Raw genomic sequence first — 25,496 nt, forward strand, 5'->3', positions numbered from 1 at the left:
GCGACAGGCTTCAGGTCGTCTTTTGCCGCATGTGCATTATCCTTCATCGATGGGCAATTGCACGCGACATGTTCTCAAGCCCGCCATGGCATGAGAGTGGGCGCGATGCAAGAGAAAGGGCGATGATCCCGGTAATTTTGCCGCAACGAGCCAGACGCTTGACCCTTTGGCCGCTCTCATTTTATGTGCATGTGCGAAGAGAGCATGGCATGACGTTTTCGCGCTGGCGGTGGGGACTTTTATGGACGTAACCGGGCTTGAGTCATGCAATTGCTCTGTTTGTGCAGGATTTTCGCCAAAAAATAGGCGATCAGGTTTCAGAAATCCAGTTTATCCGCCCTATATGATGATCGGATCAGTCGTATCCGGAGAGGAAAAATCATGACGAGACGTGTCAGCGGTCCCGTTTTCTGGCGGCAGGTGCTGTTCGGCATCGGTATGCTGGCTGTTCTGGTCTTCTTTCTCCTGACCTTTAGTTCCATTCTTCTGCCCTTCGTGGCGGGCATGGCGCTTGCCTATTTCCTTGATCCGGTGGCTGACCGGCTGGAGAAGATCGGCCTGTCGCGGATGATGGCGACGACGCTCATTCTTGTCTCTTTCGTTGTGGTTTTCGCCCTATCGCTGATGCTGATCATTCCGGTGCTGATCGGTCAGCTCAACGACCTTATCCATAACATACCGGATTATGTCAGCCAGCTGCAGGGCAAGCTCTCCCATTCCGACGCTGCCTGGGTGCCGGGCTGGCTTAACAGCCAGATCAGCAGCCAGATGGCGGCGATGAAGGATAATTTTTCCAAATATCTGACGGAAGGCGCGGGCTTTCTCGGCACGCTTCTGTCGCAGTTGTGGAATTCCGGCAAGGCGCTGCTCGACATCATCTCGCTTCTGGTGGTGACACCGGTCGTTGCCTTTTACCTGCTGCTCGACTGGGACCGGATGATCGCGAAGCTGGACAGCCTCATCCCGCGCAATCAGGTGGAGGCGGTGCGTGAGATCGCCCGCGATATGGATCACACCATTGCCGGTTTCGTGCGCGGGCAGGGTTCGCTCTGCATCATTCTCGGCATTTATTATGCCGTCGGCCTGTCGGTGATCGGCATCAATTTCGGCCTGCTCATCGGCTTTTTCACCGGCATGATCAGCTTTATCCCGTATGTCGGCTCAACCGTCGGGCTGATTGTCGCTGTCGGCATGGCGGCGGTGCAATACTGGCCGGATTATATCCATGTCATCATCACGCTGGTCTTCTTCTTTTCCGGCCAGTTTCTTGAAGGCAATGTCCTCCAGCCGAAACTGGTCGGTTCCAGCGTCGGGCTGCATCCGGTCTGGCTGATGTTTGCCATGTTTGCCTTCGGTGCGCTCTTTGGCTTTCTGGGGGTCCTGGTGGCGGTGCCGTGTGCTGCGGCCGTCGGCGTGCTTGTCCGTTTTGCCGTGCGGCGGTATCTTGCCAGTGATTTGTACTATGGAGAGCCGGCGGTCATCGTTGAGGAAAAGCGGCCGCAGCAGATTTCAGAGCAATAAATGCAGGATGTCATCAAACCCGAAGAGCGGCGCAAGGCGGAACAATTGCCGCTTGTTTTCGATCATACACCTGCCAATGGCCGGGACGATCTGCTCGTCTCCGCCCGTTTGGCTGCGGCGGTGTCGATGGTCGACAGCTGGCCGAACTGGCCATCGCCGGTGGTGGTGCTGACCGGACCGCAAGGCTCGGGCAAATCGCATCTCGCCGAAATCTGGCGCAAGGCCAGCGGCGCTGAAACCGTATCGCTTGCCCCCGGTGCCGATGCTGCCGCGATTGCCGTGAACGGTCCGGTTCTGTTCGAGGATGCCGATCGTCGCGGCTTTGACGAAACCGAACTGTTCCACCTGATCAACAGCGTGCGCCAGCACGGCACGAGCCTGCTGATCACTGCCCGCACCTGGCCGATTGCCTGGAATGTGAGCCTGCCGGACTTGCGCTCGCGTCTGCGAGCGGCAACGCTGGTAGAGATCGGTGAGCCGGACGAGGCGCTTCTGGCGCAGGTGATCGTCAAACTATTTGCTGATCGGCAGCTTTCGGTGGATGAGAGGCTGGTGGCCTATATCGTCAGCCGCATGGAGCGCTCCTTCGCTGCCGCTCAGACGATCGTCGAATGGCTGGACCGTATGGCGCTCTCGCGGCGGGTCAGGATTTCACGCGCGCTTGCCACAGAGGCGCTGGATGCGATCCAGCGTGGCGACGAGGCATCGTTGCGTTGATGACGTGTCACAGTCGCGTCGTTGAGATGGGATAAATCGCCGCAAGGCAATGTGAATCATAAGGCGGAACACATGGAGCAGACGATCTCTCAGGAAACGGTATCGCTGGGCGGCGAAGAGGTGGCGCGCGAAAGCCTGATGGAAAGCCCGCATCGGTTCATCAATCGGGAATTCTCCTGGCTGCAGTTCAATCGCCGCGTTCTGGAGGAGACGCTGAATACAGCCCATCCACTGCTGGAGCGGGTCAGGTTTCTGTCGATTTCTGCCGCCAACCTTGATGAATTCTTCATGGTGCGGGTGGCTGGGCTCGAAGGTCAGGTCAAGCAGAAGATTGCAGTGAAAAGCCCCGATGGCCGCACGCCGGGCGAACAGCTCGAGGATATTCTCAAAGAGATCGACAATCTGCAGATGGAGCAGCAGGCCTCTCTTGCCGTGCTCCAGCAATATCTGGCCCAGGAAGACATTCTGATCGTCAGGCCGGCTGCTTTATCCGACGACGACCGGCTGTGGCTGGGAACCGAATTTGAAACCGCCATCTTTCCGGTTCTGACGCCTCTCTCCATCGATCCGGCCCATCCTTTCCCCTTCATTCCCAATCTCGGCTTTTCCATGGGGCTGCAGCTGGAAAGCCTGCGCGGGCGCGAACCGATGACGGCGCTTTTGCGTCTGCCGACCACGCTCGACCGCTTCATCCGCCTGCCGGACGACAGGAACACCATTCGCTACATCACCATGGAAGATGTGGTTGGCATGTTCATTCACCGGCTCTATCCCGGCTATGAGGTCAAGGGCTACGGCACGTTCCGCATCATCCGCGACAGCGATATCGAGGTCGAGGAAGAGGCCGAGGATCTGGTTCGTTTCTTCGAGACGGCCCTGAAGCGCCGCCGCCGAGGGTCTGTGATCCGCATCGAGACCGATTCGGAAATGCCGCCGGCGTTGCGCCAGTTCGTGGTAGAGCAGCTTGGCGTGCCGGATGACCGCGTGGCGGTTCTGCCCGGTCTTCTGGCGCTCAACACCATGTCGGAAATCACCAAGGCCCCGCGCGACGATCTGCGCTTCGAGCCCTATAACGCCCGCTTTCCCGAGCGGGTGCGCGAACATATGGGCGACTGCTTCGGCGCGATCCGCGAAAAGGACATGGTGGTTCACCATCCTTACGAGAGTTTCGATGTGGTGGTGCAATTCCTGTTGCAGGCCGCCCACGACCCGGATGTTCTCGCCATCAAGCAGACGCTTTACCGCACCTCGAATGACAGCCCGATCGTGCGTGCCCTGATCGATGCGGCGGAGGCTGGCAAATCGGTGACGGCGCTGGTGGAACTGAAGGCGCGTTTCGACGAGGAGGCCAATATCCGCTGGGCGCGCGATCTGGAGCGGGCCGGCGTGCAGGTGGTTTTCGGCTTCATCGAGCTGAAAACCCATGCCAAGATGTCGCTGGTGGTGCGTCGCGAGGATGGCAAGCTCAGGACCTATTGCCATCTCGGCACCGGCAATTATCACCCGATCACCGCGAAGATCTATACGGACCTGTCCTATTTCACCTGCAATCCGAAGATTGCCCATGACATGGCCAATGTCTTCAACTTCATCACCGGCTATGGCGAGCCGGAGGAGAGCATGAAGCTGGCCGTATCGCCGCATACGCTGCGCAAGCGCATTCTCAGGCATATCGACGAGGAAATCGCCAATGCGGAGGCGGGCAAACCATCCGGCATCTGGATGAAGATGAATTCGCTGGTCGATCCCAACATCATTGATGCGCTCTACCGGGCAAGCCAGGCCGGCGTCGAGGTCGATCTCGTCGTGCGCGGCATCTGCTGTCTCAGACCGCAGGTGCCGGGTCTCTCCGACAATATCCGGGTCAAGTCGATTGTCGGTCGTTTCCTTGAGCACAGCCGCATCTTCTGCTTCGCCAACGGTCACCGTCTGCCCTCGGAACATGCGCTGGTCTATATCGGCTCTGCCGACCTGATGCCGCGCAATCTCGACCGGCGGGTGGAAACGCTGGTGCCGCTGACCAATCCCACCGTGCATGAACAGGTTCTCTCCCAGATCATGCTGGGCAATCTGATTGACAACCAGCAGAGCTACGAGATATTGCCGGATGGTACGTCGAGACGCATGGATGTGCGCTCAGGAGAGGAACCTTTTAACGCGCAGCAGTATTTCATGACCAATCCCAGCCTGTCTGGCCGTGGAGAAGCCCTGAAATCGAGCGCACCGAAACGCATCGCCGGTGTTGTTTCGGGCCGCAAATAACTGGATCTGCATGACACAATCAGAAGCGCAGGGGCGTCTGCCCGGAATTGCCCCTGTTTCCGTGGTGGATATCGGTTCCAATTCGATCCGCCTGGTGATTTACGAAGGCCTGTCGCGGGCGCCCACCATTCTTTTCAATGAAAAGGTGCTGTGCGGTCTGGGCAAGGGTATTGCGCTCAGCGGGCGCATGGATGAAGACGGTGTGAACCGGGCTCTTCAGGCGCTTCACCGCTTCCATGCCCTGTCCAGACAGGCAAGGGCGGTGTCCATGCATGTTCTGGCGACGGCTGCCGCGCGTGAAGCCAAGAACGGTCCTGCCTTCATTGCCGATGCTGAGCGCATTCTCGGCTGCTCGATCAAGGTTCTTTCGGGCGAGGAAGAGGCGCTTTATTCTGCCTATGGCATCATCAGCGGCTTTCATGATCCCGATGGCATTGCGGGTGATCTTGGCGGCGGCTCGCTGGAACTCGTCGATATTCGCGGTTCCGAAGTGGGTAAGGGCATTACCTTGCCACTTGGCGGTTTGCGGCTGTCTGAACAGGCGGAAGGTTCGGTGGAAAAAGCCGCGCCGATCACACGCAAGCTGGTGAAAGACGCCAGTTTGCTGAAAAAGGGCAAGGGCCGGACGTTCTATGCCGTTGGCGGCACCTGGCGTAATATCGCCAAATTGCATATGGAAATGCGCGGCTATCCGCTGCACATGATGCAGGGCTATGACGTCGATCCTGCCGAAATTCTTGTGTTTCTCGACGAGATTTTATCCGGCACTGCCGCCAAATCTCCGGCGTGGCAGACGATTTCCAAGAACCGTCGTGCGCTTCTTCCTTTCGGGGCGCTGGCGTTGCGCGAGGTGCTATTGGCCATGCAGCCATCGCGCGTCGTCTTTTCGGCCCAAGGGGTGCGCGAAGGCTATCTCTATCATCTTTTGAGCGAAGAAGAGCGCGCGCTTGACCCGCTGCTCGAAGCCGCCAATGAACTGGCCATCCTGCGTGCCCGCTCGCCCGAACATGCTCGCGAGCTTGCCAAATGGACCGGCGAGATGATGCCGCTCTTCGATGTTGTGGAAACGCCGGAGGAGGCACGTTACCGGCAGGCGGCCTGTCTGGTGGCCGATATCAGCTGGCGGGCGCATCCGGATTATCGCGGTTTGCAGGCGCTCAACCTGATCGCTCATTCTTCCTTCGTCGGCATTTCCCATCCCGGCCGCGCCTTCATTGCGCTGGCCAATTACTACCGCTTCGAGGGCCTGCACGACAATGGTGAGACCGGGCCGCTGGCGACGATTGCCACCCAGCGCCTGCTCGACCGGGCCAAGCTGCTTGGCGGGCTGTTGCGCGTCGTCTATCTTTTTTCAGCCTCGATGCCGGGCGTGGTTGATCATCTCTATTTCGTCCGCGCCGAACGCAGCGATCTCGATCTCGAATTCGTCGTGCCGAAAGCCTACCACGATTTCATGGGAGAAAGGCTCGACGGGCGGCTGCAGCAATTGTCGAAGCTGACCGGCAAGCGGCTGGCGTTCCGTTTCGAAGAATAGGGCAGTCTATCGATTTTGGTGGCAGATGCAGCTTCCTATGCCGGAAGCTTGCCGCTTTGCAGCGCCCGGCGAAAGGCATCTAGCGTTTCCGCGCTGACATAATGCTCGATCCCTTCGGCGTCGATACGGGCTGTGCGCTCATCCACGCCGAGCATTTTCAGGAAATTTTCCACGGTTTCGTGACGCTCGCGGCTTTCTTGCGCCAGCCTCTCGCCCGCCTCGGTTAAAAACACACCGCGATAGGGCTTGCGTGAAATCAGTCCCTGTTCCGTCAACCGCGCCAGCATCTTGGCCACCGTGGGCTGGGCCACGCCCATGCGCTGGGCAATATCCACCTGCCGGGCTTCGCGCCCCTCGGCAATCAGATCGGCAATCAGCTCGACATAATCCTCCACCAGCGCCAGACGTTGCGACTGGCGCGTCTGACGAAAGCCCTCGCAATGGGTTTCGGCGTCGGGAAGAGCGGATGTCAGCCGGTGATGGTCGGATTTTCGGATCAAGCGTCTTTTCCTTTTCTTATCTTTTATCCGACCCTTTCGCGGTTGAACAGTCCGGTTGTGTCGCGGAACACAGGTGGCTTTGGCGGGTTCCGTCCGCAATGGCGTCAATAAGCATTCGATTTCAATCGCCGATTTTGATTGGCGATGCTGCGCCTCCATGAAGAAAGCTGGTGGATTGCCGATACAGAATAAGCCTCGGCGATAGAATATAGCCTCTTGCATATTTTTTGAAACCGACGCAGACTTGTTGCAAATTAATCGCAATAAAAAATTGGCCGCAGGATAGAACAAATATGAGTGCCGAAACTGCGTCGAAGACGGGATGGAATTTCGCCAGGCCGGGAGAGGATCTTGGCAGTCTGTCGGAGGTCCATGCCACGATTGCCGTGCCGAAAAACGGCTCCTGGCTGCGCAAACTGATCGCCTTTGCCGGGCCGGGCTATATGGTTTCGGTAGGCTATATGGATCCCGGCAACTGGGCGACGGATATCGCCGGCGGCTCGCAGTTTGGCTATACGCTCCTGTCGGTGATCATGATCTCCAATCTGATGGCGATCTTGTTGCAGGCGCTGTCCGCCCGGCTCGGCATTGTCACCGGTCGCGATCTGGCGCAGGCCTGTCGCGATCATTATCCGCCGGTCATCAATATCGCGCTGTGGCTTGCCTGCGAACTGGCAATCATCGCCTGCGATCTGGCCGAGGTGATCGGCACGGCCATTGCGTTGCAACTGCTTTTCGGCATTCCGCTGATCTGGGGGGCGGTGATCACGGCGCTGGATGTGATTTTGCTGCTTGCTTTGATGAAGCGCGGCTTCCGCTTTCTCGAAGCCTTTGTTGTCACGCTGCTGACCATTATTGCGCTCTGTTTTCTGGTGCAGATCATTGCTGCTGCGCCGCCGGTTGCCGAAATTCTCAAGGGCTTTGTACCGCAAAGCGCAGTGCTGACCCATCCGGACATGCTCTATGTGGCGATCGGCATTATCGGTGCCACGGTCATGCCGCATAATCTCTATCTGCATTCTTCCATCGTCCAGACCCGCGCCTATGAGCGCAATGACAAGGGCCGGGCGCAGGCGATCAAATGGGCAACGCTGGACAGCACCATCGCGTTGATGCTGGCGCTGTTCGTCAATGCGGCGATCCTGATCGTTGCGGCGGGTGTGTTTCATGCCCATGGCCGCACCGATGTGGCGGAAATCGGTGACGCCTATCAGCTGCTGGCGCCGATGCTGGGCTTTGGACTTGCCTCAACACTCTTTGCCGTGGCGCTGCTTGCCTCCGGCGTCAATTCCACCGTGACGGCGACGCTGGCCGGGCAGATCGTCATGGAAGGTTTTCTCCGGCTTACCATTCCCCATTGGGCGCGGCGGCTGATCACAAGACTGCTGGCGGTGGTGCCGGTCGTGGTCGTCACCTGGATCTATGGCGAAAAGGGCACGGCGGAGCTTCTGGTGATGAGCCAGGTGGTGCTCTCCATGCAATTGCCCTTCGCCATGGTGCCGCTGGTGCGCTTTGTCACCGACAGAACCAAGATGGGCCATTTCGTCATCCCTCGCTGGATGGCGGTCATGGCCTGGATCGTCACGGCGATTATCATCGTGCTGAATGTCAAATTGCTGATCGATGTGTTCAGCGGTGCGGCGTGAGCGCCAGCACGGCAAAGCTCGCCAGCCAGTGTTCGCCCATATAATCGCCGCTGACATGCGCCAAGGCGCTTTCAAGATGTCGCTCTGCTGCTGAGGTGAGCACTACACGGCGCGGATCATCCATCGTCAGGGCCTCAGCCAGCGCGGCAAAACACCAGGCGCGTGAAAGATTGAGCCCGTCGAGATGGGCGATCTTGCCGTCGCTGCGATCAGACACCGATGCTGGAGAAAAAATCGCCTCCGGCTTTCCCTTCGCCAGATCGGGAAAGAAATCGGCAAACCAGCTTTCAAACTGATCCTTTGGCAGAAGACGGCGCATGCATTCGGCCTCGATCAGGCTGGATGAGAGAAAATCATCGCCGGAGGGTTCCCCCCAGGCAGGGCAGGCCCGGTCGCTGCCATACCAGCGCTGCGCCGTTTCCTGCAAAAGCGAAAGAAGGGCCGTATTCCCGCTCACCTCGGCATAGTCTGCGGTGAGCCGCAGGGCAAAGGCGGTGTTGTAATGGGTGCCGGTGCGCACCGGATAGGGACTGAGCGGCAGAAAATCGGTAAAGCGGGTGACGATCCGCCCGGCAAGCGGCGCGAGCCTTTCAGCCCAGACGGGATTTTCATGGCCATGCAGTTCAGCCGCCAGTTTCAGCAGCCAGGCCCAGCCATAGGGCCGCTCGAAGCCGCGCGCGGCAGGACGGTCGAAATAGGCGCATTCTCCGGCAATCCTGTTGGCGCTCAGCATGGTGTCGAACAGGGTTCTGATCGCTTCCGCCCGCGCCATGTCAGGATAAAGCAGCAAAAGCCGCGCCAGCAGCCAATAGCCATGCACGCAGGAATGCCAGTCGAAACTGCCGTAAAAGACCGGGTGCAGTGTTGAAGGTGTCCCGCCATCGTCGCTGTCGGCAAAGACATGCATGATGTGGTTGGGATATTCCCGCTGCACGTGACCAAGAGCAATTCCGGCAAATTGATTGGCCATCGTCTGGTCAAGCTGGCTCATGCCTTGTCCTCCGGGGAAAGGTTTAATCCGTCACCCCAGTCTGCCCGGCGTGCGGCTTTGAAAAGCGAACCGTCGCGGCGGGTAATGGTGGTTTCGCCAGCCGTGCCGTCCAGACGGCAGAGTTTTAAACGTGCAAGACCGCTTGACAGTTTCACCGGCGCGAGAATACGCGGTGGCGGGGCGGCCGGGACCGGCTGACGCGACATGGCGATAAAAATATATTTCTCGTCCTCATAGGGCACTTCGCCCTGCTTGACCTGCCGATGCAGGCGAGAGCGCTGCACCCGGCGGGAAAAATGGCACCAGTCCGGCGGGATGATCGGACAGGCGGCGTGATGCGGGCAGGGCGCAATGATATGCGCGCCAGCCTCAAGCAGCACTTGTCGGGCTGCCACAATGCGCTGCCAACCGGCTGGCGTGCCGGGCTCGATCAGGATCAGCGCCTCGCGCGTGAGTTGCCAGAGTTTCAAGGCGGTTTTTTCCACCGCATCGAGCGGCAATTCGTCGAGCACATAGGCAAGCGTCACGAGATCGGCGGCGGGCAGGGGTGCAAGCTGCCGCAGCACATCGCCCTTCTGCCAGTTGCTTTCAAGGGAAAGCGCGGATGACAGACCCTCACCGATGCGGCGGATGGCGTCACTCGCCTCGATCATTGTCGCCGTGTTGAGCGATGGCCAGCAATCGGCGGCGGCAAACAGCGCCGTGCCGGGGCCGGAGCCGAGATCGATCAGGCTTTTCGGTTGAAAATCCGGATGCACATTGTGCACCATCTCCATGGCCGCGCGGGCGGCGGCATAGGTCGCCGGCAGCCGCGCCGCCAGATAGGCAAGTGCTGCCAGCTCGCTATCGATATGCAGGTGGCCATCACGCACCTCGCCGCGATAGCGCCGTGTCAAGCGCTCGGATGCTCTCATCAAGGCTGAGAGCGGTTGGTTTTCAAGCAGGCGCTCTACGGCGCTTCTAATGGAAGAGGGCAGGTCCACAGGCGGATTTCCGGATTTGGCAGAGACGGGTAAGCGTTATACGCGGCTTGTGGATATGTCCATTCTCTCCCATTCCGGCTTCAGCAATGACATCTGCAAGAGATCGCAGCGTGAACCATCGGGCCTGACATAGGCCTGCCGCCACACGCCTTCCTGCTGAAAGCCGAGTTTTTCATAAAGGGCGCGGGCGCGAAGATTGTCCGGCAGATGGGTGAGCCAGAGGCGATGGGCACCACCTTGAGAAAAGGCCCAGGAAATGGCAAGCCGCATCATGGCCGTGCCGACGCCGCGCTGCGGCTCAGCAACCACAACCCGCTTGATGTAGACGCTCTGATAAGGGCTGTTCAGATCACGAAAAAAGACGAAGCCCAAGGCCTGCCCATCGTCTCCCACCGCCAGTTTATAGGCGGTTGTCGGATCGTTGAGATTGGCGCGGTGTTCTTCTTCGCTGAACCGTCCGACCAGATGCTCATAGCCGGGCTGACGTTCCTCCGCCATCATGAAGGCTATGTCATCGACGGTGGCCGGACGCAGCGACACGGCGATCACGGGGAAATATCCACCGTTTCGATCTTTTTGCCGGCAAAGCGCAGTGCAATGCCGCCCGCAATCATTTTCAGGGCCTGATCGCCGAACAACTCGCGGCGCCAGCCGCGCATGGCGGCGACATCGGCATTTTCACCTTCGGTGGCGATTTTTTCGAGATCGTCGCTGTTGGCGATCATCTTGGCGGCGACGCCATGTTTTTCCGAGATCAACCGTAGCAGCACTTTCAGCAATTCAACTGCGGAGGCAGCGCCTTCGGGCGCCTGCTGATGGCGTTCCAGCTTCGGCCATTCGGCTTTGGGGATGGCCAAGGCGGCATTGACGGCATCGACGATGGCGCTTCCGGCGCTGGAGCGCTCCCATCCCTTGGGAATGGTGCGCAAACGTCCGAGTGCGTCAGATGTTTTTGGCTGCTGCTGGGCAATCTCAAAGATGGCGTCGTCTTTCAGCACCCGCGCCCGCGGCACGTTGCGGGCGCGTGCTTCCCGCTCCCGCCAGGCGGCGATGGATTTCATCACCATCAGTTCCTGCGGTTTTCGCAACCGCATTTTCAGCCGCTGCCAGGCATCGTCGGGATGGAGATCATAGGTCTCGCGGGACTCCAGAATGGCCATCTCTTCCTTCAGCCAGTCGGCACGGCCTTCGCGCTCGAGCTCGGCCTTCAGCTTGAGATAGACATCGCGCAGATGCGTCACATCTGCGAGAGCATAATCGAGCTGTTTTTCGGAAAGCGGTCGATGGCTCCAGTCGGTAAAGCGCGAGCTTTTGTCGATTGGAATGTTCTTCACTTTCTGCACGAGCTGATCATAGGAGACGCTGTCGCCAAAACCGCAGACCATGGCCGCGACCTGGGTGTCGAAAATCGGATGAGGAATGAGATTGCCGAGATGAAAGATGATTTCAATATCCTGACGCGCAGCGTGAAACACCTTGGTGACATTGCCATTGGCCATCAGGGTGAAAAACGGGGCAAGATCGAGCCCCGAGGCAAGCGGGTCGACAATCACCTCGAGATCGGGGCTTGCCATCTGGATCAGGCACAATTCCGGCCAGAACGTTGTTTCCCGCAGGAACTCGGTATCGATGGTGATGAAGTCGGACTGGGCCAGCGTTTCACAAGCCGCTTCCAGCTCCCGTGTGGTGACAATCATTTGAATCCGGTCAATCTATAACACAATGCCTCTTTCCTTCCCCCTTGCGCGCCAATTGTCAAGTTTATGACAGATGTTGACGCTGTCTTTGCCGTGATCAGGGCCAGAATTTGCCATGCCTGTGGCTGAGCTGCACAAAATATATGGCATTATGTCTGGCTGAGTGATCTGCCGGAGATCGACGCTTCATCAGCACAAATATGGCAAGGGCCTGTCCTCTTGCGTCTGTCGCAGAGGTCGCCCTCGGGTTTTGCCTTGACAAATCGGCCCGGTCATGCGCTTTTCCGCCCGATTTCCCATGCCTTTTCGCGTCTTTCCGGCGCGAGTGTGAGGCCCGTCTGAAGTTCAGGATCATCGACATGCATCGTTACCGCAGCCACACCTGCGCCGCCCTCAGAAAAACCGATGTCGGCTCAACCGTTCGCCTGTCCGGCTGGGTTCATCGCGTCCGCGACCATGGCGGCGTGCTCTTCATCGACCTGCGCGACCATTATGGCATCACCCAGGTTGTCGCCGATCCCGACAGCCCGGCCTTCAAACTGGCCGAAACCGTGCGCGGTGAGTGGGTGATCCGCATTGACGGTCTCGTCAAGGCGCGCACCGAGGAAACGGTCAACAAGACCATGCCGACCGGCGAGATCGAGCTTTACGCCAAAGAGATCGAGATCCTGTCGGCAGCCAACGAATTGCCGCTGCCGGTGTTTGGTGAGCCGGATTATCCGGAAGATGTGCGTCTGCGCTACCGCTTCCTCGATCTGCGCCGCGAAACCCTGCACAAGAACATCGTCAAGCGCACGCAGATTATTTCTGCCATGCGTCAGGGCATGGGTGAGGCAGGCTTTGCCGAATATACCACGCCGATCCTGACGGCGTCTTCGCCGGAAGGTGCGCGCGACTTTCTGGTGCCGAGCCGCATCCATCAGGGCAAATTCTTCGCCCTGCCGCAGGCGCCGCAGCAGTATAAGCAGTTGCTGATGGTGGCCGGTTTCGACCGCTATTTCCAGATCGCGCCCTGCTTCCGTGACGAAGACCCGCGCGCCGACCGTCTGCCGGGCGAGTTTTACCAGCTTGACGTCGAAATGAGCTTCGTGACCCAGGAAGAAGTCTGGGAAACCATGGAGCCGATGATGTCGGCCGTCTTCGAAAAGTTTGCCGAGGGCAAGCCGGTCACGAAGAACTGGCCGCGCATTCCCTATGATGAAGCGATCCGCAAATATGGTTCCGACAAGCCGGACCTGCGCAACCCGATCGTCATGCAGGCTGTGACCGAGCATTTCGCCGGTTCCGGCTTCAAGGTCTTCGCCAATATGATCGCCTCCAACCCGAAGGTGGAAGTCTGGGCCATTCCGGCAAAGACAGGCGGTTCGCGCGCTTTCTGTGACCGGATGAATGCCTGGGCGCAGAGCCAGGGTCAGCCGGGTCTCGGCTATATCTTCTGGAAGGAAGAGGACGGCAAGATCGGCGGTTCCGGCCCGCTCGCCAAGAATATCGGCGAGGAGCGCACGGAAGCTGTTCGCACTCAGCTCGGCCTTGAAGCGGGCGATGCCTGCTTTTTCGTTGCCGGTGAGCCGTCGAAATTCTATAAATTCGCCGGTGAAGCCCGCACCCGCGTCGGTGACGAACTGAACCTCACCGACCGCGACCGGTTCGAATTCTGCTGGATCGTCGACTTCCCCTTCTATGAGTGGAACGAAGACGAAAAGAAGGTGGATTTTGCCCACAACCCCTTCTCCATGCCGCAAGGTGGCATCGAGGCCTTCGACGCCAAGGACCCGCTGGAGCTCAAGGCTTACCAGTATGACGCCGTCTGCAACGGCTTTGAAATTGCCTCGGGCTCGATCCGCAACCAGTCGCCGGAACTGATGGTCAAGGCCTTTGAAAAGGTGGGGCTCAGCCAGCAGGATGTGGAAGAGCGCTTCGGCGGTCTCTACCGCGCCTTCCAGTATGGCGCACCGCCGCATGGTGGCTGCGCCTTCGGCATCGACCGCATCGTCATGCTGTTGGTCGGGGCAAAGAACCTGCGTGAAATCACGCTCTTCCCGATGAACCAGCAGGCGCAGGACCTGTTGATGAACGCGCCCTCTGCCGCCACGCCTGCGCAATTGCGAGAGCTTGGATTGCGGGTCATGCCGACCGCCAAGGAATAAGCGGCGTCAATTCCATCGTCTGTTTCAGCACGCCCATCCCCGATGGGCGTGTTTTTTATTGTGTGATGTACTGCAGAGCCAAAAGAAAACCGTCTGCGCCGGAGAGGATGCAGACGGTTTTTTGGTTTTGTCGTTATGTCGGGATGAAACCGGTTTTACTGATTGGCCGTGACCTTCACGCCCAGCACTTTCGGCAGGCTGCTCGGTGCGCCCATGGCCGCACCGATGATCAGCGGCAGCGGAACGGGATTTTCCGGCTCTGCGGCAATCTCGAGGCTTTTCGGATTGTCGATGAAGGTGTTGACGGCGGCTGAGACGCTGTTTTGCAGATCACCCAGCTTGGCCTGTGCCAGCATCAGCGGCACCATGGCCTTGACAATCTGTGCCATGTCCTTGGGCGCGATATTGCGCTCGCTGGCGCTATAGGCAAGCGCCCGGTTCGTCAGGCCGTGATCTTCAAAGCGGATATCGGCATCTTCAAATGACAATTGTTGGAGAAGGCCGAACATGGCAAGGCTTGCCGCCTGATTGGCCTGTTTGTCGGCGGCGGTCACCTGCATGGTCCTGGCCGTTTCCTGCAATTGCCGCATGAGATCAAGCGTATAGCCGGAGAAGCTGAAGGCGACCGACAGTTTGCCGACATTGGCAAAATCAAAATCGAGACTGTCGAGATCCAGCGTGCCTGATTGCAGCTCCCAATTGCCCTGCATGGTCATGTCGCCATCGAGATGGACAAGATTGAGCTTTTCCAGCATATCGCGCTGTTTTGGATCTGGCACCGTGGTCATATCCAGTTTCAACCCCTTGACGGCGGCATCGAAATCGAGACTTGCACCATCGTCCTCGATCGACGTGTTGCTGTCGGCGGAGGCGATGGCAAACACCACCTTGCCGTTTTCCGTCACCGTCACCGGGCCGCTATGAGCCTTCTCGCAGATCATCAGCGAAGAGAGGTCCTTGCCGCTGGTTTTGCCGGGAATGGTCACGCCTTCCAGATAGAGGTCGCTGGCCTTGATGCTGTCCTTCTGTGTCTGCATGTCGAGCGGCTGAAACTCGACCCTGTCAATATCGTAGGAGCCGTCATCATTGGCGGTCACGCCCTTCAGCTCGATGTCGCCAAGCGACAGGCTGGTCGCTTGCGGGGCAGGGGGCGGAGGCGCAGGCTGGCCGGGCGCGGGCTGTGCCGGTTCCGGGGCGGGTTTCAGAGGTGTGATACGTGCCGCGTGAAAGGTCATATCGTCGCCCTTCACATCGATGGATGCGACCGACAGAGCCACATTGTCAGCGCCATAGGCGGCGTTGATCTTGGCCAGCAGATCTTTTCCATCGAGCGCATGGGCCGAAACGGGCAGAATGAACACGGCCGTCGCAGCCATCAGGCGTCGGGCGGAGATGAAAAGCGTCATGGATGTCCTTCCCATGGAAATTGCCAGCCTGACCCGGTGGCATACTGTTCTGGTTCCGGCGTTTTGTCACCGGGCATTTGCATTATGTTTTACAGATGTTAAGTCGAGGTCGCAAAGCGGATTTGCCATCCTCCTCTGAAATTTGCGGCTGGATGCCGCTATCGGCCTTTCACTGCACACATATGACAATCCACAGAAGGGTCTTGCCGGTTTCTTGCCGTGTGGGGGCTTCTCGTTTAGGACTGGGGCTTATGGGAAACAATCTCTTGCCGCCCGGTGATGGCGGCGACGGCGTCACGCCGGTCGATCTGAAATCCGCGCTGGAAGAGCGCTATCTGGCCTATGCACTGTCCACCATCATGCATCGGGCGCTTCCTGATGTCCGCGATGGTCTGAAACCGGTGCATCGCCGTATCATCCATGCGATGAGCGAGATGGGCATCAGGCCCAATTCCGCCTTCAAGAAATGCGCCCGTATCGTCGGTGACGTTATCGGTAAATTCCATCCGCATGGCGACCAGTCGGTCTATGACGCACTGGTGCGGCTGGCGCAGGATTTCTCCCAGCGCTATCCCGTTGTCGACGGGCAGGGCAATTTCGGCAATATCGATGGCGATTCCGCGGCTGCCTATCGTTATACCGAAGCGCGGATGACCGAGGTGGCGGCGCTGCTGCTGGAGGGCATCGATCAGGATGCGGTGGATTTCCGCCCGACCTATAACGAGGAAGATGACGAGCCGGTCGTGTTGCCCGGCGCCTTTCCCAATCTTCTTGCCAATGGCGCCTCCGGCATTGCCGTCGGCATGGCCACCTCGATCCCGCCGCACAATGCCCATGAACTGTGCGATGCAGCGCTTTATCTGATCAAGAATCCCGGCGCGCCGGTGGAAGAACTGATGTTCGATCCCGCCCGCCCGGAGCGCGGCGGCATCGAAGGCCCGGATTTTCCGACTGGCGGCATTATCGTTGATCGTCGCGAAAGCATGATCGAGACCTATCGCACTGGCCGCGGCGGGTTTCGTGTGCGGTCGAAATGGGAGACGGAGGATCTCGGCCGCGGCGGCTATCAGATCGTCGTCACCGAAATTCCATTCCAGGTGCAGAAATCGCGGCTGATCGAGAAGATCGCCGAGCTTTTGATCGCTCGCAGGCTGCCGCTTCTCGAAGATGTCCGTGACGAATCGGCAGAGGATGTCCGCATCGTTCTTGTGCCGAAAAACCGCACCGTCGATGCGACGCTGCTGATGGAATCGCTGTTCAAGCTGACCGAACTGGAAAGCCGCATTCCGCTCAACATGAACGTGTTGAGCCAGGGCAAAGTGCCGAAGGTCATGGGGCTGCACGAGGTGCTGACCGAATGGCTGGAACACCGCAAGGACGTGCTTGTCCGCCGCTCCAGTTTCCGTCTTGCTGCCATCGACCGTCGGCTGGAAATTCTTGGCGGCTTGCTGATCGCCTATCTCAATCTCGATGAGGTGATCCGCATCATTCGCGAGGAGGACGAGCCGAAACCGGCTTTGATCAACGCCTTCACGCTAACCGACAATCAGGCCGAGGCCATCCTAAATATGCGGCTGCGCAATCTGCGCAAACTTGAGGAATTTGAAATCCGCAAGGAACATGAGGCGCTTTCCAAGGAAAAGGCCGAGATCGAGGCTCTGCTCGCCTCCACCGAGCAGCAATGGCAGACCGTTGCCGCCGAAATCGGCGAGGTGAAGAAGAAATATGCGAAGGCGACCGAGCTTGGCCGCCGCCGCACCCAGTTCTCTGATGCGCCTGAGGCCGATCTCGAAGCCATCCAGCAGGCGATGATCGAGAAAGAACCGATCACCGTCGTCGTCTCGGAAAAGGGCTGGATCCGCGCTCTGAAGGGACATATTGCCGACACCTCCAGCCTGACCTTCAAGGAGGGCGATGGGCTGAAAGTGGCTTTTGCGGCCCAGACAACCGACAAGATCCTGCTCGTGACCACCGGCGGCAAGGTCTTTACGCTTGGTGGCGACAAGCTGCCGGGCGGGCGAGGGCATGGTGAGCCGATCCGTATCATGGTCGATATGGACAATGATCAGGATGTGCTGACGGCCTTCGTTCACGACCCGGAGCGCAAGCGCTTGATCGTCTCGACATCGGGCAATGGCTTCGTTGTCGCCGAAACCGATATGATCGCCAATACCCGCAAGGGCAAGCAGGTGATGAATGTTGCCATGCCGGACGAAACCCGGCTGGTTGCGCCTGTTGTCGGTGATCATGTCGCCATCATCGGCGAAAATCGCAAGATGCTGGTTTTCCCCATCGTCCAGATCCCGGAAATGGCCCGCGGCAAGGGTGTGCGGCTGCAACGCTATAATGATGGCGGCGTCAGCGACATCAAATGTTTCGCCATGGCTGACGGACTGAGCTGGACGGACAGCGCCGGTCGCAGCTTCACCCGCAGCAGGGATGAGCTGCTGGAATGGATCGGAGATCGCGCCGCCGCCGGCAGGCCGCTTCCCAAAGGTTTTCCACGGACCGGGAAGTTCACGGCCTGAAGCATGTCGCGTTTCAATGCGGACGATGAAACGCGACATACTGTCGGGCTTTAAAGTGTTACTGCGACCTTTGTGTGCCATATTTGGCGCATGGCGCTGTAAAATCAAAACCCATACTGAGTGGGTTTTGATCCTAATCCGTCGCGGCTTTTCTGACGATTTTGGGCGTTGTATCCTGCGGCAGGAAGGCGATATCAGCACTCTTGTCTGCGCGAAGCAGGTCCTGCAGGACCGGCAACGCAACGGGGCGTCCGAGATGATAGCCCTGTCCCTGATCGATGCGCATGGTCTGTAGAAGCAGGAGTTGATCCTGGGTTTCTATCCCTTCGACGAGAATCTTGTGACCGCGATTGCGGATCAGCGAGACGATATCCTTCAGCATGATTCGGCCCTGCTGGCTGTCGCAATCCTGAAGGAAGGACCGGTCTATCTTGACGGTGCCGAAGTTGAAAAGGCGCAACCATGACAGACCGGCAAAACCTGTGCCGAAGTCATCGAGCCAGATATTAATGCCCATTGCGCCCAGATCTTTCAGGCACAGAATAATATCGGATTGTCCAGCCATATCGATGCCCTCGGTGATTTCGAGCGCAAGCTGATGACCCTTGACGTCATATTCCTCAAGGATGGCAGCGACGGTCTGGGCAAAGCCCTTGGTTTTGAGCTGCATGGGGGAGACATTGACGCTGACGATCGGAGACAGTCTCGGGGCCAGAATATCCTTGCAGGCCTGTCTGATGGTCCACAGGCCCAGATCGTGAATCGAACCGGTGCGTTCGGCAATGGGAATGAAGACGCTGGGCGGCACCGGAGAGCCATCCAGAAGGTTCATCCGCATCAAAGTCTCGACAGCATCGACATGGCCTGTCTTGAGATTGATGATCGGCTGGTAGACGACGGAAACGAGGCCCTTTTGCACCGCAGTGCGCAAAAGGGCTGCGATGTGTTCGTTGCTGTCTCCGGTATGGGGATCAGCCGGGTCGTAAATACGCACGCAATTGCGACCGTTGGCCTTGGCGGAATAAAGAGCCCTGTCGGCATCGGTGACGAGCCGCTCCATTTTTTCGCAGCATTGCAGATGGGTGAAGGATGCACCTACGCTGACCGTAACGACATGCAGTCCATCCTTGCGCGGCTCATGTGAGATCGCAAGCGATTGCACGGTTCGGCGTAAGGTCTCGCCGATCTCTTCGACCTTGTCTGCATTTTCGGTCTGTACAAGGGCAATGAATTCCTCGCCGCCATAGCGCCCGATCAGCCCGCCAAAGGGAAGCATTGCCTCCTTCAGTGCATTGGCGACAAGCACAAGGCAATGATCACCGGCTTGATGGCCGTAAAAATCATTGTAATTTTTGAAAAAATCCACATCGACGAGCAGCGTGGCAAAATCTTTGCCGGAATTTTGCCACTCACCCCAGAAATCGCGCAGCCGCTGATCGATGGCGCGCCGGTTTTCAAGCCCGGTGAGATAGTCGGTATTGGATAGTCTCAGCAGAGCCTTGCCACGCTCCACCGCTTCGCGATGCTGCTTTCTGGCCTCTGTTGCGTTCAAAAAAACGTGATGACGTTCCCGGTTCAGGCGAAAATTGATGTAGCTGGTGAAGACGAAACAGGAGATGTAAAAGGCGCCAAAGGCGATGTTATATGCGGTGTTGCCAATGTCCTGGTGAAAAATTGTCCAAAAAAACAGGATAAGGACTGCTGAGGATGTTGCAATTGATAGTAATAGATCCAATCCGAAAAATAAATTTGCTCCCATCATGAATATTGTCCCGAAAACCATATAATATCTCAGGTTTTCTAATTGATGGCTTTGTGTAGCAAAGTGTAACCATGCGGCATATCCGGCAATCAAAGAAAATGCGCAGGTTATATCGATAAATTTATGATTAGCTTTCAATGAAATTTGTATTTCTAGAAAGCCAAAAATAACAATCCCGACAGCGAATCGTGTTACAGTTTCGGCCCATGCTACGTCTGGAATGAGAATAAAATCAGTAATTGAAAATAATATATATACGAATATGGCAGCCCATAATCCGTAACGCGCAGTTATGATGCGTTGTGTTCGGCTTTCGTCGCGATAAAGGTTCACGATGTCAATTGCTCGCTTCGGTTCAGGGAATGGCAACAATATCGGTGGATCGATGTCGCGAAAATAGCGCTCCATCATGATATCCGGACCAAAACGTGTCCACGGGCATAAACAGTGTTTTTAACATTCCGGCCATCACCCGTCGCGTCCTCTTACTCTCTGATCATCATAATATTCTAAATTTATTGACGTCCTAAGAGGATAGAGCCGCCCCTTGGCTTAACCCTGATGTGGTAACTCACGACATCATCGAGTTTTAGGTTATCATATGTCGTGAACGTTAACCCTATTTAAACAAAGCCCAGACTGGCAATCGCCAAATCAATTTTCAGATTTTATAGTTATCAAATCGTTAACATTCCTCCCAATTGTTAAAGGTGAATCTAATGAAAAATATAAATCCGATGTTTGATGGTGAAAGTCTCATTACGCCGAATTCTATTGCGGCTGAAATATTTGTCGCGAAAAACACTGAGAAAAGGAGCGATGATCGCGCTTTGGCCGAGGCCGAATTGGCTATCACTCTTAACTTGATTGAGAAAATGATATCCAACGAAAATCATCCGAGTACTATTATGTCATTCACAGTTGAGCGTTTGTGTGAGATGCGCAAAAAATTTACGCCAGTTGTGTGGTCTGAACTAATTCCCTTTATACAAAATAATTCTTCAGCACAGTATTTTCAGAATGATCCATTTACAAAATGGTCTGTTATGAAGCCAAGAGGATATTCTGGCGATGCGCAGCTTATTGATTTTATATACAGACATGAAAGCATGAATAATCATATTGTGGCAGCTAGTGAGCTTGGCCAATGCCTCCATGGATATGCCATGGAGGTTTCATCATCGGTAGCCGTTCGCGAAAGACGCGATTTGTTGACGCGTCACATTGATGAGATGGCGTCTTCTTATGGAGGCGAGCTCGAAATTCTGACCATTGCCGCTGGCCATTTACGGGAGGCAAATCGCTCATCTGCTCTACAGAACGCTCAGATCAAACGATGGATTGCCCTTGATCAGGATCCGTTGAGTGTGGGGGCCATGCGGCGGGAATTTGCTGGAACTTGTGTTGATCCGGTCGATGGCTCGGTGCGTAGCCTGCTCACCAATCAGCATGATCTCGGAGAGTTCAATTTCGTCTATGCCTCGGGATTGTACGATTATCTGAACGACAAGGTAGCGATAAAGCTGACGCGCAAATGCCTGTCGATGCTGAAGCCGAACGGTGTTTTCCTCTTCGCCAATTTTACGGAGGAAAACAGCAATGCAGCCTATATGGAAACCTATATGAACTGGGCTTTGCTGATGCGTTCGGAAGCGGATATGTGGCGTATCATCCATGAAAGCTGCAAGGATATGGATGTGGATTGCCAGGTGCGATTCGGTGAAAACCGCAACATTGTATACGGCTTTATTCGCCGGAAGGATTGATGATCTCGATCGCCGGGGTGGGGGGCCCGGCGGTATGAGGTGCCGCGGTTCAAGCTGCTCGGCTATTCCTTTACACTATCCGGCTGATAGCGTGTCCAGCCCTGATTGAGCAGATGTTCCTGCGGTAGAAAGCGCACCTTGTAGCCCATCTTGCGCGATCCATTGACCCAATAGCCCAGATACACATGCGGCAAGCCCATTTCGCGGGTGCGGCGGATGTGGTCCAAAACCATGAACGTGCCGAGCGAGCGTTTCGTCAGTGCCGGGTTGAAGAAGGAATAGACCATGGACAGACCGTCGCTCAGAATATCGGTAAGCGCCACGGCGACGAGTTCGCCGGGGCCCTCCTGATCGGCTTGTGGGCGAAGGCGGTATTCAATCACCCGCGTCTTCACATGGCTGTCTTCCACCATGATGGCAAAATCCAGCGCCGACATATCCGACATGCCGCCCTGCTGATGGCGATGGTCGAGATAGCTTCGGAACAGTGAAAATTGTTCTGCCGAGGGCTGGGCGGGATAGACAGCGCTGACGATATCGCGATTGGCCGACATCACCTTGCGCATGGTGCGATTGGCGGTGAATTCGCCAGCAATGATCCGTACGGACACACAGGCACGGCATTGTTCGCAGGCGGGGCGGTAAGCGATATTCTGCGAACGGCGAAACCCGCCCTGTGTCAGAAGGTCGTTCATCTCCGTGGCGCGCGCGCCGACCAGATGGGTGAAGACTTTTCGTTCCATTTCTCCGGGCAGATAGGGGCAGGGCGCGGGCGCTGTCAGGTAGAATTGCGGAGAGGTCGTAGCCTGTGTGTTCATGCGCCGAAATGCACCCTTTATTTCGACTTCTTAAAGTATCAGGATGACGCAAGTTTCGCAAAGGTCAACTGATTTGAACAGTTGAAACTGAATCATCCAATAAATCCGGGATCCGTGCGCATGACGGCGGTGCCAAGCAACAGGTCATGCACCAGCCTTGAGCGTTCGATGAACAGCCCCGCCAGCAGGATGAAAGGTGTCAGCACCGAATTGAGGATCCAGAAGAGCGCGACATGAGCGACGGCTGTAACGAAATCGATCTTTGCACCATCAAGGCGAATCAGCGCAATGCCCATGGCCCGCATGCCCGGCGTCGCCTGACCAAGGCCTGCAAGCGACAGGCCGAAATAAAGGCCAGCGACGATGAAAAACAGGATCGGATACAGCATCCAACCCAGGCCGAGGGTGATGACACCGAGAAAAAATACCGCAATGGCGGCAGGAACCCACAGAAGACCGATCAGCAGGTAATCTATGATGAAGGCAAAGACGCGCCGGGAGAGCACGCCGCTATAGGCGCGCCAGTCCCGCGGTACGGTGATGGTGATATTCGGGTCAAAGCTCATGCGCGTTTCTCCGGCAGCATGGTCCACGCAAACTGTGAACGGTTTTGCGAGAACGACATGGGTTCATTCAGTTGAAAACATGCCATTGTGGATGAAGGCTTGATGTTTTCACGCTCTTCCAGAGATATGGGATGGCTTGAAGCGGAATTCAAATCTCACTGTCTTGCCAGTTTGCGCGCGACTTCCACAGCAAAATAGGTGAGGATGCCGTCACAGCCGGCCCGCTTGAAGCAGAGAAGCGTTTCCATCATCACCCGCTCCTCGTCGATAAAGCCCTGCATGCCTGCTGCCTTGATCTGCGAATATTCACCAGAGACCTGATAGGCGAAAACCGGCAGGCTGAAGGCTTCCTTGATCCGCCAGCAGATATCGAGATAGGGCAGGCCCGGCTTGACCATCAGCATGTCCGCGCCTTCCTCGACATCAAGAGCGGCATCGCGCACGGCTTCGGTGCCGTTGGCGGGGCTGATATAGTAGCTGTTCTTGTCGCCTTTCAGCAGGCCGGCTGTGGAGATCGCCTCACGATAGGGACCGTAATAGCCGGAGGAAAATTTCGTCGCATAGGACATGATGCCGACGGACTGGTGGCCTGCCGCATCGAGACCGCGGCGGATGGCGCCAATGCGACCATCCATCATCTCCGACGGCGCAATGATATCGGAACCGGAATCGGCCTGCATCACCGCCGCCTTGACCACCTGCTCGACGGTTTCGTCATTGACAATCTCATCGCCGCGCAAAATCCCGTCATGTCCATGGCTGGTGAACGGGTCGAGCGCAACATCGGTGATGACGCCGATATTGGGCACAGCGGCCTTGATAGCTGCCGTGGCCCGGTTCAGCAGATTGTTGGCGTCGAGAATATTGGAACCCGTCTGGTCACGCAGGTCCATCTCGATATTCGGGAAGGTGGCAATGGCTGGAATGCCAAGATCGGCAGCTTCCTTCACGGCCTCCACAGCCCGGTCGACGCTCAGGCGGCTGACGCCCGGCATGGCAGGTATCGGTTCTGAAATGCCGGTTCCCGGCACCAGAAAAATCGGCCAGATCAGATCATCCACCGTCAGGCGGCTTTCCTGCACCAGCCGTCTTGTCCAGTCGGCCTTGCGGTTGCGGCGCATCCGGCGGTGGCCGGTAATATCATCGACGAGGTGGGTCTTGTCTGTCATGGTCATCATCCTCCGGTGCTTTCCGGTTCCTGAACCCTGCGCTTATCACGCCGGTGCAGATTTGCCCACTGCGGCATGATGCACCAAGCGGAAATGTCTGAAGAGAGGGATGCACGAAGAGGCCGATGTGCAAGGATAAATCCGATCCGGCCCTTTCCGTCAGCCATGCCCGGCCCCATTTCCATTCGTAATAGAAGGAGAGGTGGATGAATGCGGCCAAGAAACATCCGATTGAAGCCGTTTTGGCAGCAAATGCACCGTTCCGTACACGAGCGTGCGATACTGGCCTTGGCCAAAACGTCGTCAGTTCCTTTCGGAAAGCGGAGGAAAGCCGCTTTTTACCGGGATTCATCCATGGCTAAGACGCGAGGATACAGCTATTCTCACGCAATGATGGATGACAGCGTTCACGCTTCACGGCAAAGCCTGACAGGTCTTCTCTTCGTGATTTTCCTCAGGATCGTCGCGACGGCCTGTCTTGTCATGGGCCTGCAGTTCTGGAGCCTGCTGATCGGCTATTCCGGCAATGGCCTTGGGCGCTTCGATCTTTTGTCGGTGCCCTGGCGTCTGGCAGCGTCGTCTCTGTCCGTTATCTTTCCTGTGGCGGCCGTCGGGCTGTGGATGGCGGCGTCCTGGGGAGCGGTGGTCTGGCTGATCGCTGCTTTGATCCAGTGCACCATGTATGGGATATGGTCGCGGATCTTCGGAAGCGAGCCGTTGTTGCTCGTTTTCCATGCTCTGGTGGCACTGGTTTATCTGGCTTTTCAGCTTGTTCTCATGCAGCAGCGGCATAGCAAGGCAAGTGCTGCGCTAAGAAATGATTTACTCTGATACAGGGTCCCTGCTTGGTAAGCCTCTGTTAAGCTTGCGTTTTAAATAGAATTTTATCTGCATTCGATATTGTCCCTCACAAGGCGGGTGAAAAGAACAAAGCCGCCAAACAAAACAGTGAGGCATTCAGAGATGACCAACACCAAGATCAAGCCGCAAGCCGCACCCCAGGACGCCGAGGATCAGAGCGTTCGCACCCTTTACCTTGACTCGCTGCATCTGGTGGAGCGTTTGCACCGCCGTCTGCTCGACGTGATCAAGGACGAGTTCGACCGTCAGGGTCGTAATGACGTCAATGCCGTTCAGGCCCTGCTGCTCTTCAACATCGGCAATGCCGAACTGACGGCAGGTGAACTCCGGTCCCGCGGTTATTACCTCGGCTCGAACGTGTCTTACAACGTCAAGAAGCTCGTCGACCTCGGCTTCATCAATCATGCACGCTCGCGGGTTGACCGTCGCTCGGTCCGCATTTCGCTGACGCAGGAAGGCCAGGACATCGCCGAAACCGTTGCCCGTCTTTACGAGCGTCATATTGCCTCGATCGAAAAGGTCGGCGGCATCGGCCCGGATGAGTTCAACCAGATGAACAGGCTGCTGCAGCGCCTCGACCGTTTCTGGAACGACACGATCGCCTATCGCATGTAAGGCAGAG

General features: G+C 57.1%; 21 protein-coding genes. 11 read left to right on the top strand and 10 right to left on the bottom strand.

Annotation, left to right across the window (positions count from 1 at the left end):
* The first annotated feature begins 381 nt into the window (after window positions 1-381).
* The 4 genes from NAC44_RS07100 (at window position 382) to ppx (ending at window position 6,034) form a co-directional block, all read left to right on the top strand.
* Window positions 382-1,521 carry an AI-2E family transporter gene (locus NAC44_RS07100; protein ID WP_250939546.1) on the top strand — a complete coding sequence of 380 codons (1,140 nt, stop codon included), beginning with the start codon at window positions 382-384 and terminating at the stop codon, window positions 1,519-1,521.
* Window positions 1,522-2,238: a DnaA regulatory inactivator HdaA gene (gene hdaA / locus NAC44_RS07105; protein WP_250939548.1), complete on the top strand. Its 717-nt coding sequence runs from the start codon at window positions 1,522-1,524 to the stop codon at window positions 2,236-2,238.
* Window positions 2,239-2,310: 72 nt separating this feature from the next.
* The gene (locus NAC44_RS07110; protein WP_250939550.1) at window positions 2,311-4,500 is read left to right on the top strand and encodes an RNA degradosome polyphosphate kinase; all 2,190 of its coding nucleotides are present in this window, start codon (window positions 2,311-2,313) and stop codon (window positions 4,498-4,500) included.
* Between the two features lie 10 nt (window positions 4,501-4,510).
* Window positions 4,511-6,034 (top strand): exopolyphosphatase, encoded by a 1,524-nt coding sequence (ppx, locus tag NAC44_RS07115; RefSeq protein ID WP_250939552.1) that lies wholly within the window; start codon window positions 4,511-4,513, stop codon window positions 6,032-6,034.
* 35 nt (window positions 6,035-6,069) lie between these two features.
* Here the strand turns inward: ppx and mntR are convergent, their stop codons facing one another.
* Entirely contained in the window at window positions 6,070-6,531 is a 462-nt protein-coding gene (gene mntR, locus NAC44_RS07120) for a manganese-binding transcriptional regulator MntR (protein WP_250939918.1), read from the bottom strand.
* A 296-nt stretch (window positions 6,532-6,827) separates the two neighbouring features.
* Between mntR and NAC44_RS07125 the strand changes: the two genes are divergently transcribed.
* Complete coding sequence (locus NAC44_RS07125) at window positions 6,828-8,180, top strand: Nramp family divalent metal transporter (RefSeq protein WP_250939554.1); 1,353 nt, start codon at window positions 6,828-6,830, stop codon at window positions 8,178-8,180.
* Here NAC44_RS07125 and NAC44_RS07130 read toward each other — a convergent pair.
* The 4 genes from NAC44_RS07130 to rnd form a co-directional block, all read right to left on the bottom strand.
* Complete coding sequence (locus NAC44_RS07130) at window positions 8,164-9,171, bottom strand: DUF2891 domain-containing protein (RefSeq protein ID WP_250939556.1); 1,008 nt, start codon at window positions 9,169-9,171, stop codon at window positions 8,164-8,166. The genes NAC44_RS07125 and NAC44_RS07130 overlap by 17 nt on opposite strands.
* Window positions 9,168-10,085 (bottom strand): small ribosomal subunit Rsm22 family protein, encoded by a 918-nt coding sequence (locus NAC44_RS07135; protein ID WP_274706813.1) that lies wholly within the window; start codon window positions 10,083-10,085, stop codon window positions 9,168-9,170. The genes NAC44_RS07130 and NAC44_RS07135 overlap by 4 nt, the downstream gene beginning before the upstream one ends.
* 105 nt (window positions 10,086-10,190) lie before the next feature.
* Window positions 10,191-10,703, bottom strand: coding sequence for a GNAT family N-acetyltransferase (locus NAC44_RS07140; protein WP_250939560.1), 513 nt, complete (start codon window positions 10,701-10,703; stop codon window positions 10,191-10,193).
* On the bottom strand, window positions 10,700-11,851 hold the full coding sequence (rnd, locus tag NAC44_RS07145) for a ribonuclease D (protein WP_250939562.1): 1,152 nt from the start codon (window positions 11,849-11,851) through the stop codon (window positions 10,700-10,702). The genes NAC44_RS07140 and rnd overlap by 4 nt, the downstream gene beginning before the upstream one ends.
* A 359-nt stretch (window positions 11,852-12,210) precedes the next feature.
* Between rnd and aspS the strand changes: the two genes are divergently transcribed.
* Complete coding sequence (gene aspS / locus NAC44_RS07150; protein WP_250939564.1) at window positions 12,211-13,998, top strand: aspartate--tRNA ligase; 1,788 nt, start codon at window positions 12,211-12,213, stop codon at window positions 13,996-13,998.
* 155 nt (window positions 13,999-14,153) lie between these two features.
* Here the strand turns inward: aspS and NAC44_RS07155 are convergent, their stop codons facing one another.
* The gene (locus NAC44_RS07155) at window positions 14,154-15,404 is read right to left on the bottom strand and encodes a hypothetical protein (protein ID WP_250939566.1); all 1,251 of its coding nucleotides are present in this window, start codon (window positions 15,402-15,404) and stop codon (window positions 14,154-14,156) included.
* Between the two features lie 251 nt (window positions 15,405-15,655).
* On the opposite strand from NAC44_RS07155, the gene parC reads away from it, so the two are divergent.
* Entirely contained in the window at window positions 15,656-17,932 is a 2,277-nt protein-coding gene (gene parC, locus NAC44_RS07160) for a DNA topoisomerase IV subunit A (protein ID WP_250939568.1), read from the top strand.
* A gap of 133 nt (window positions 17,933-18,065) precedes the next feature.
* Here the strand turns inward: parC and NAC44_RS07165 are convergent, their stop codons facing one another.
* Complete coding sequence (locus NAC44_RS07165; protein ID WP_250939570.1) at window positions 18,066-20,102, bottom strand: putative bifunctional diguanylate cyclase/phosphodiesterase; 2,037 nt, start codon at window positions 20,100-20,102, stop codon at window positions 18,066-18,068.
* Between the two features lie 311 nt (window positions 20,103-20,413).
* Between NAC44_RS07165 and NAC44_RS07170 the strand changes: the two genes are divergently transcribed.
* Window positions 20,414-21,460: a class I SAM-dependent methyltransferase gene (locus tag NAC44_RS07170; RefSeq protein WP_420839897.1), complete on the top strand. Its 1,047-nt coding sequence runs from the start codon at window positions 20,414-20,416 to the stop codon at window positions 21,458-21,460.
* 62 nt (window positions 21,461-21,522) lie between these two features.
* Here the strand turns inward: NAC44_RS07170 and NAC44_RS07175 are convergent, their stop codons facing one another.
* The 3 genes from NAC44_RS07175 to hemB form a co-directional block, all read right to left on the bottom strand.
* Window positions 21,523-22,278, bottom strand: a complete 756-nt coding sequence (locus NAC44_RS07175; RefSeq protein WP_250939575.1) for an arginyltransferase — start codon at window positions 22,276-22,278, stop codon at window positions 21,523-21,525.
* 92 nt (window positions 22,279-22,370) lie between these two features.
* On the bottom strand, window positions 22,371-22,844 hold the full coding sequence (locus NAC44_RS07180; RefSeq protein ID WP_250939577.1) for an RDD family protein: 474 nt from the start codon (window positions 22,842-22,844) through the stop codon (window positions 22,371-22,373).
* Window positions 22,845-22,999: 155 nt separating this feature from the next.
* Window positions 23,000-24,013, bottom strand: a complete 1,014-nt coding sequence (gene hemB / locus NAC44_RS07185) for a porphobilinogen synthase (RefSeq protein WP_250939579.1) — start codon at window positions 24,011-24,013, stop codon at window positions 23,000-23,002.
* 206 nt (window positions 24,014-24,219) lie between these two features.
* Here hemB and NAC44_RS07190 point away from each other — a divergent pair, with 206 nt between their 5' ends.
* The 3 genes from NAC44_RS07190 to ldtR all read left to right on the top strand — a co-directional run bounded on the left by NAC44_RS07190 (window position 24,220) and on the right by ldtR (window position 25,489).
* Window positions 24,220-24,375 (top strand): hypothetical protein, encoded by a 156-nt coding sequence (locus tag NAC44_RS07190; RefSeq protein WP_250939590.1) that lies wholly within the window; start codon window positions 24,220-24,222, stop codon window positions 24,373-24,375.
* On the top strand, window positions 24,368-24,844 hold the full coding sequence (locus NAC44_RS07195) for a DUF6163 family protein (protein ID WP_338022074.1): 477 nt from the start codon (window positions 24,368-24,370) through the stop codon (window positions 24,842-24,844). The genes NAC44_RS07190 and NAC44_RS07195 overlap by 8 nt, the downstream gene beginning before the upstream one ends.
* Window positions 24,845-24,976: 132 nt before the next feature.
* Window positions 24,977-25,489 carry a transcriptional regulator LdtR gene (gene ldtR, locus NAC44_RS07200; protein WP_250939592.1) on the top strand — a complete coding sequence of 171 codons (513 nt, stop codon included), beginning with the start codon at window positions 24,977-24,979 and terminating at the stop codon, window positions 25,487-25,489.
* Window positions 25,490-25,496: the final 7 nt, after the last annotated feature.

Origin of the sequence: Allorhizobium sonneratiae, from assembly GCF_023700755.1 — a bacterium.
Taxonomy (GTDB): domain Bacteria; phylum Pseudomonadota; class Alphaproteobacteria; order Rhizobiales; family Rhizobiaceae; genus Allorhizobium; species Allorhizobium sonneratiae.

Excerpts from the sequence above, each read along its gene's own strand:
- hdaA (WP_250939548.1), top strand. The coding sequence starts at position 1,522 with ATGCAGGATGTCATCAAACCCGAAGAGCGGCGCAAGGCGGAACAATTG.
- NAC44_RS07130 (WP_250939556.1), bottom strand. The coding sequence starts at position 9,171 with ATGAGCCAGCTTGACCAGACGATGGCCAATCAATTTGCCGGAATTGCT.
- parC (WP_250939568.1), top strand. The coding sequence starts at position 15,656 with ATGGGAAACAATCTCTTGCCGCCCGGTGATGGCGGCGACGGCGTCACG.
- rnd (WP_250939562.1), bottom strand. The coding sequence starts at position 11,851 with ATGATTGTCACCACACGGGAGCTGGAAGCGGCTTGTGAAACGCTGGCC.
- NAC44_RS07110 (WP_250939550.1), top strand. The coding sequence starts at position 2,311 with ATGGAGCAGACGATCTCTCAGGAAACGGTATCGCTGGGCGGCGAAGAG.
- aspS (WP_250939564.1), top strand. The coding sequence starts at position 12,211 with ATGCATCGTTACCGCAGCCACACCTGCGCCGCCCTCAGAAAAACCGAT.
- NAC44_RS07125 (WP_250939554.1), top strand. The coding sequence starts at position 6,828 with ATGAGTGCCGAAACTGCGTCGAAGACGGGATGGAATTTCGCCAGGCCG.
- NAC44_RS07100 (WP_250939546.1), top strand. The coding sequence starts at position 382 with ATGACGAGACGTGTCAGCGGTCCCGTTTTCTGGCGGCAGGTGCTGTTC.
- NAC44_RS07180 (WP_250939577.1), bottom strand. The coding sequence starts at position 22,844 with ATGAGCTTTGACCCGAATATCACCATCACCGTACCGCGGGACTGGCGC.
- NAC44_RS07155 (WP_250939566.1), bottom strand. The coding sequence starts at position 15,404 with ATGACGCTTTTCATCTCCGCCCGACGCCTGATGGCTGCGACGGCCGTG.
- NAC44_RS07165 (WP_250939570.1), bottom strand. The coding sequence starts at position 20,102 with ATGGAGCGCTATTTTCGCGACATCGATCCACCGATATTGTTGCCATTC.
- NAC44_RS07175 (WP_250939575.1), bottom strand. The coding sequence starts at position 22,278 with ATGAACACACAGGCTACGACCTCTCCGCAATTCTACCTGACAGCGCCC.
- ppx (WP_250939552.1), top strand. The coding sequence starts at position 4,511 with ATGACACAATCAGAAGCGCAGGGGCGTCTGCCCGGAATTGCCCCTGTT.
- NAC44_RS07170 (WP_420839897.1), top strand. The coding sequence starts at position 20,414 with ATGAAAAATATAAATCCGATGTTTGATGGTGAAAGTCTCATTACGCCG.
- hemB (WP_250939579.1), bottom strand. The coding sequence starts at position 24,013 with ATGACAGACAAGACCCACCTCGTCGATGATATTACCGGCCACCGCCGG.
- ldtR (WP_250939592.1), top strand. The coding sequence starts at position 24,977 with ATGACCAACACCAAGATCAAGCCGCAAGCCGCACCCCAGGACGCCGAG.
- NAC44_RS07190 (WP_250939590.1), top strand. The coding sequence starts at position 24,220 with ATGAATGCGGCCAAGAAACATCCGATTGAAGCCGTTTTGGCAGCAAAT.
- NAC44_RS07195 (WP_338022074.1), top strand. The coding sequence starts at position 24,368 with ATGGCTAAGACGCGAGGATACAGCTATTCTCACGCAATGATGGATGAC.
- NAC44_RS07135 (WP_274706813.1), bottom strand. The coding sequence starts at position 10,085 with ATGAGAGCATCCGAGCGCTTGACACGGCGCTATCGCGGCGAGGTGCGT.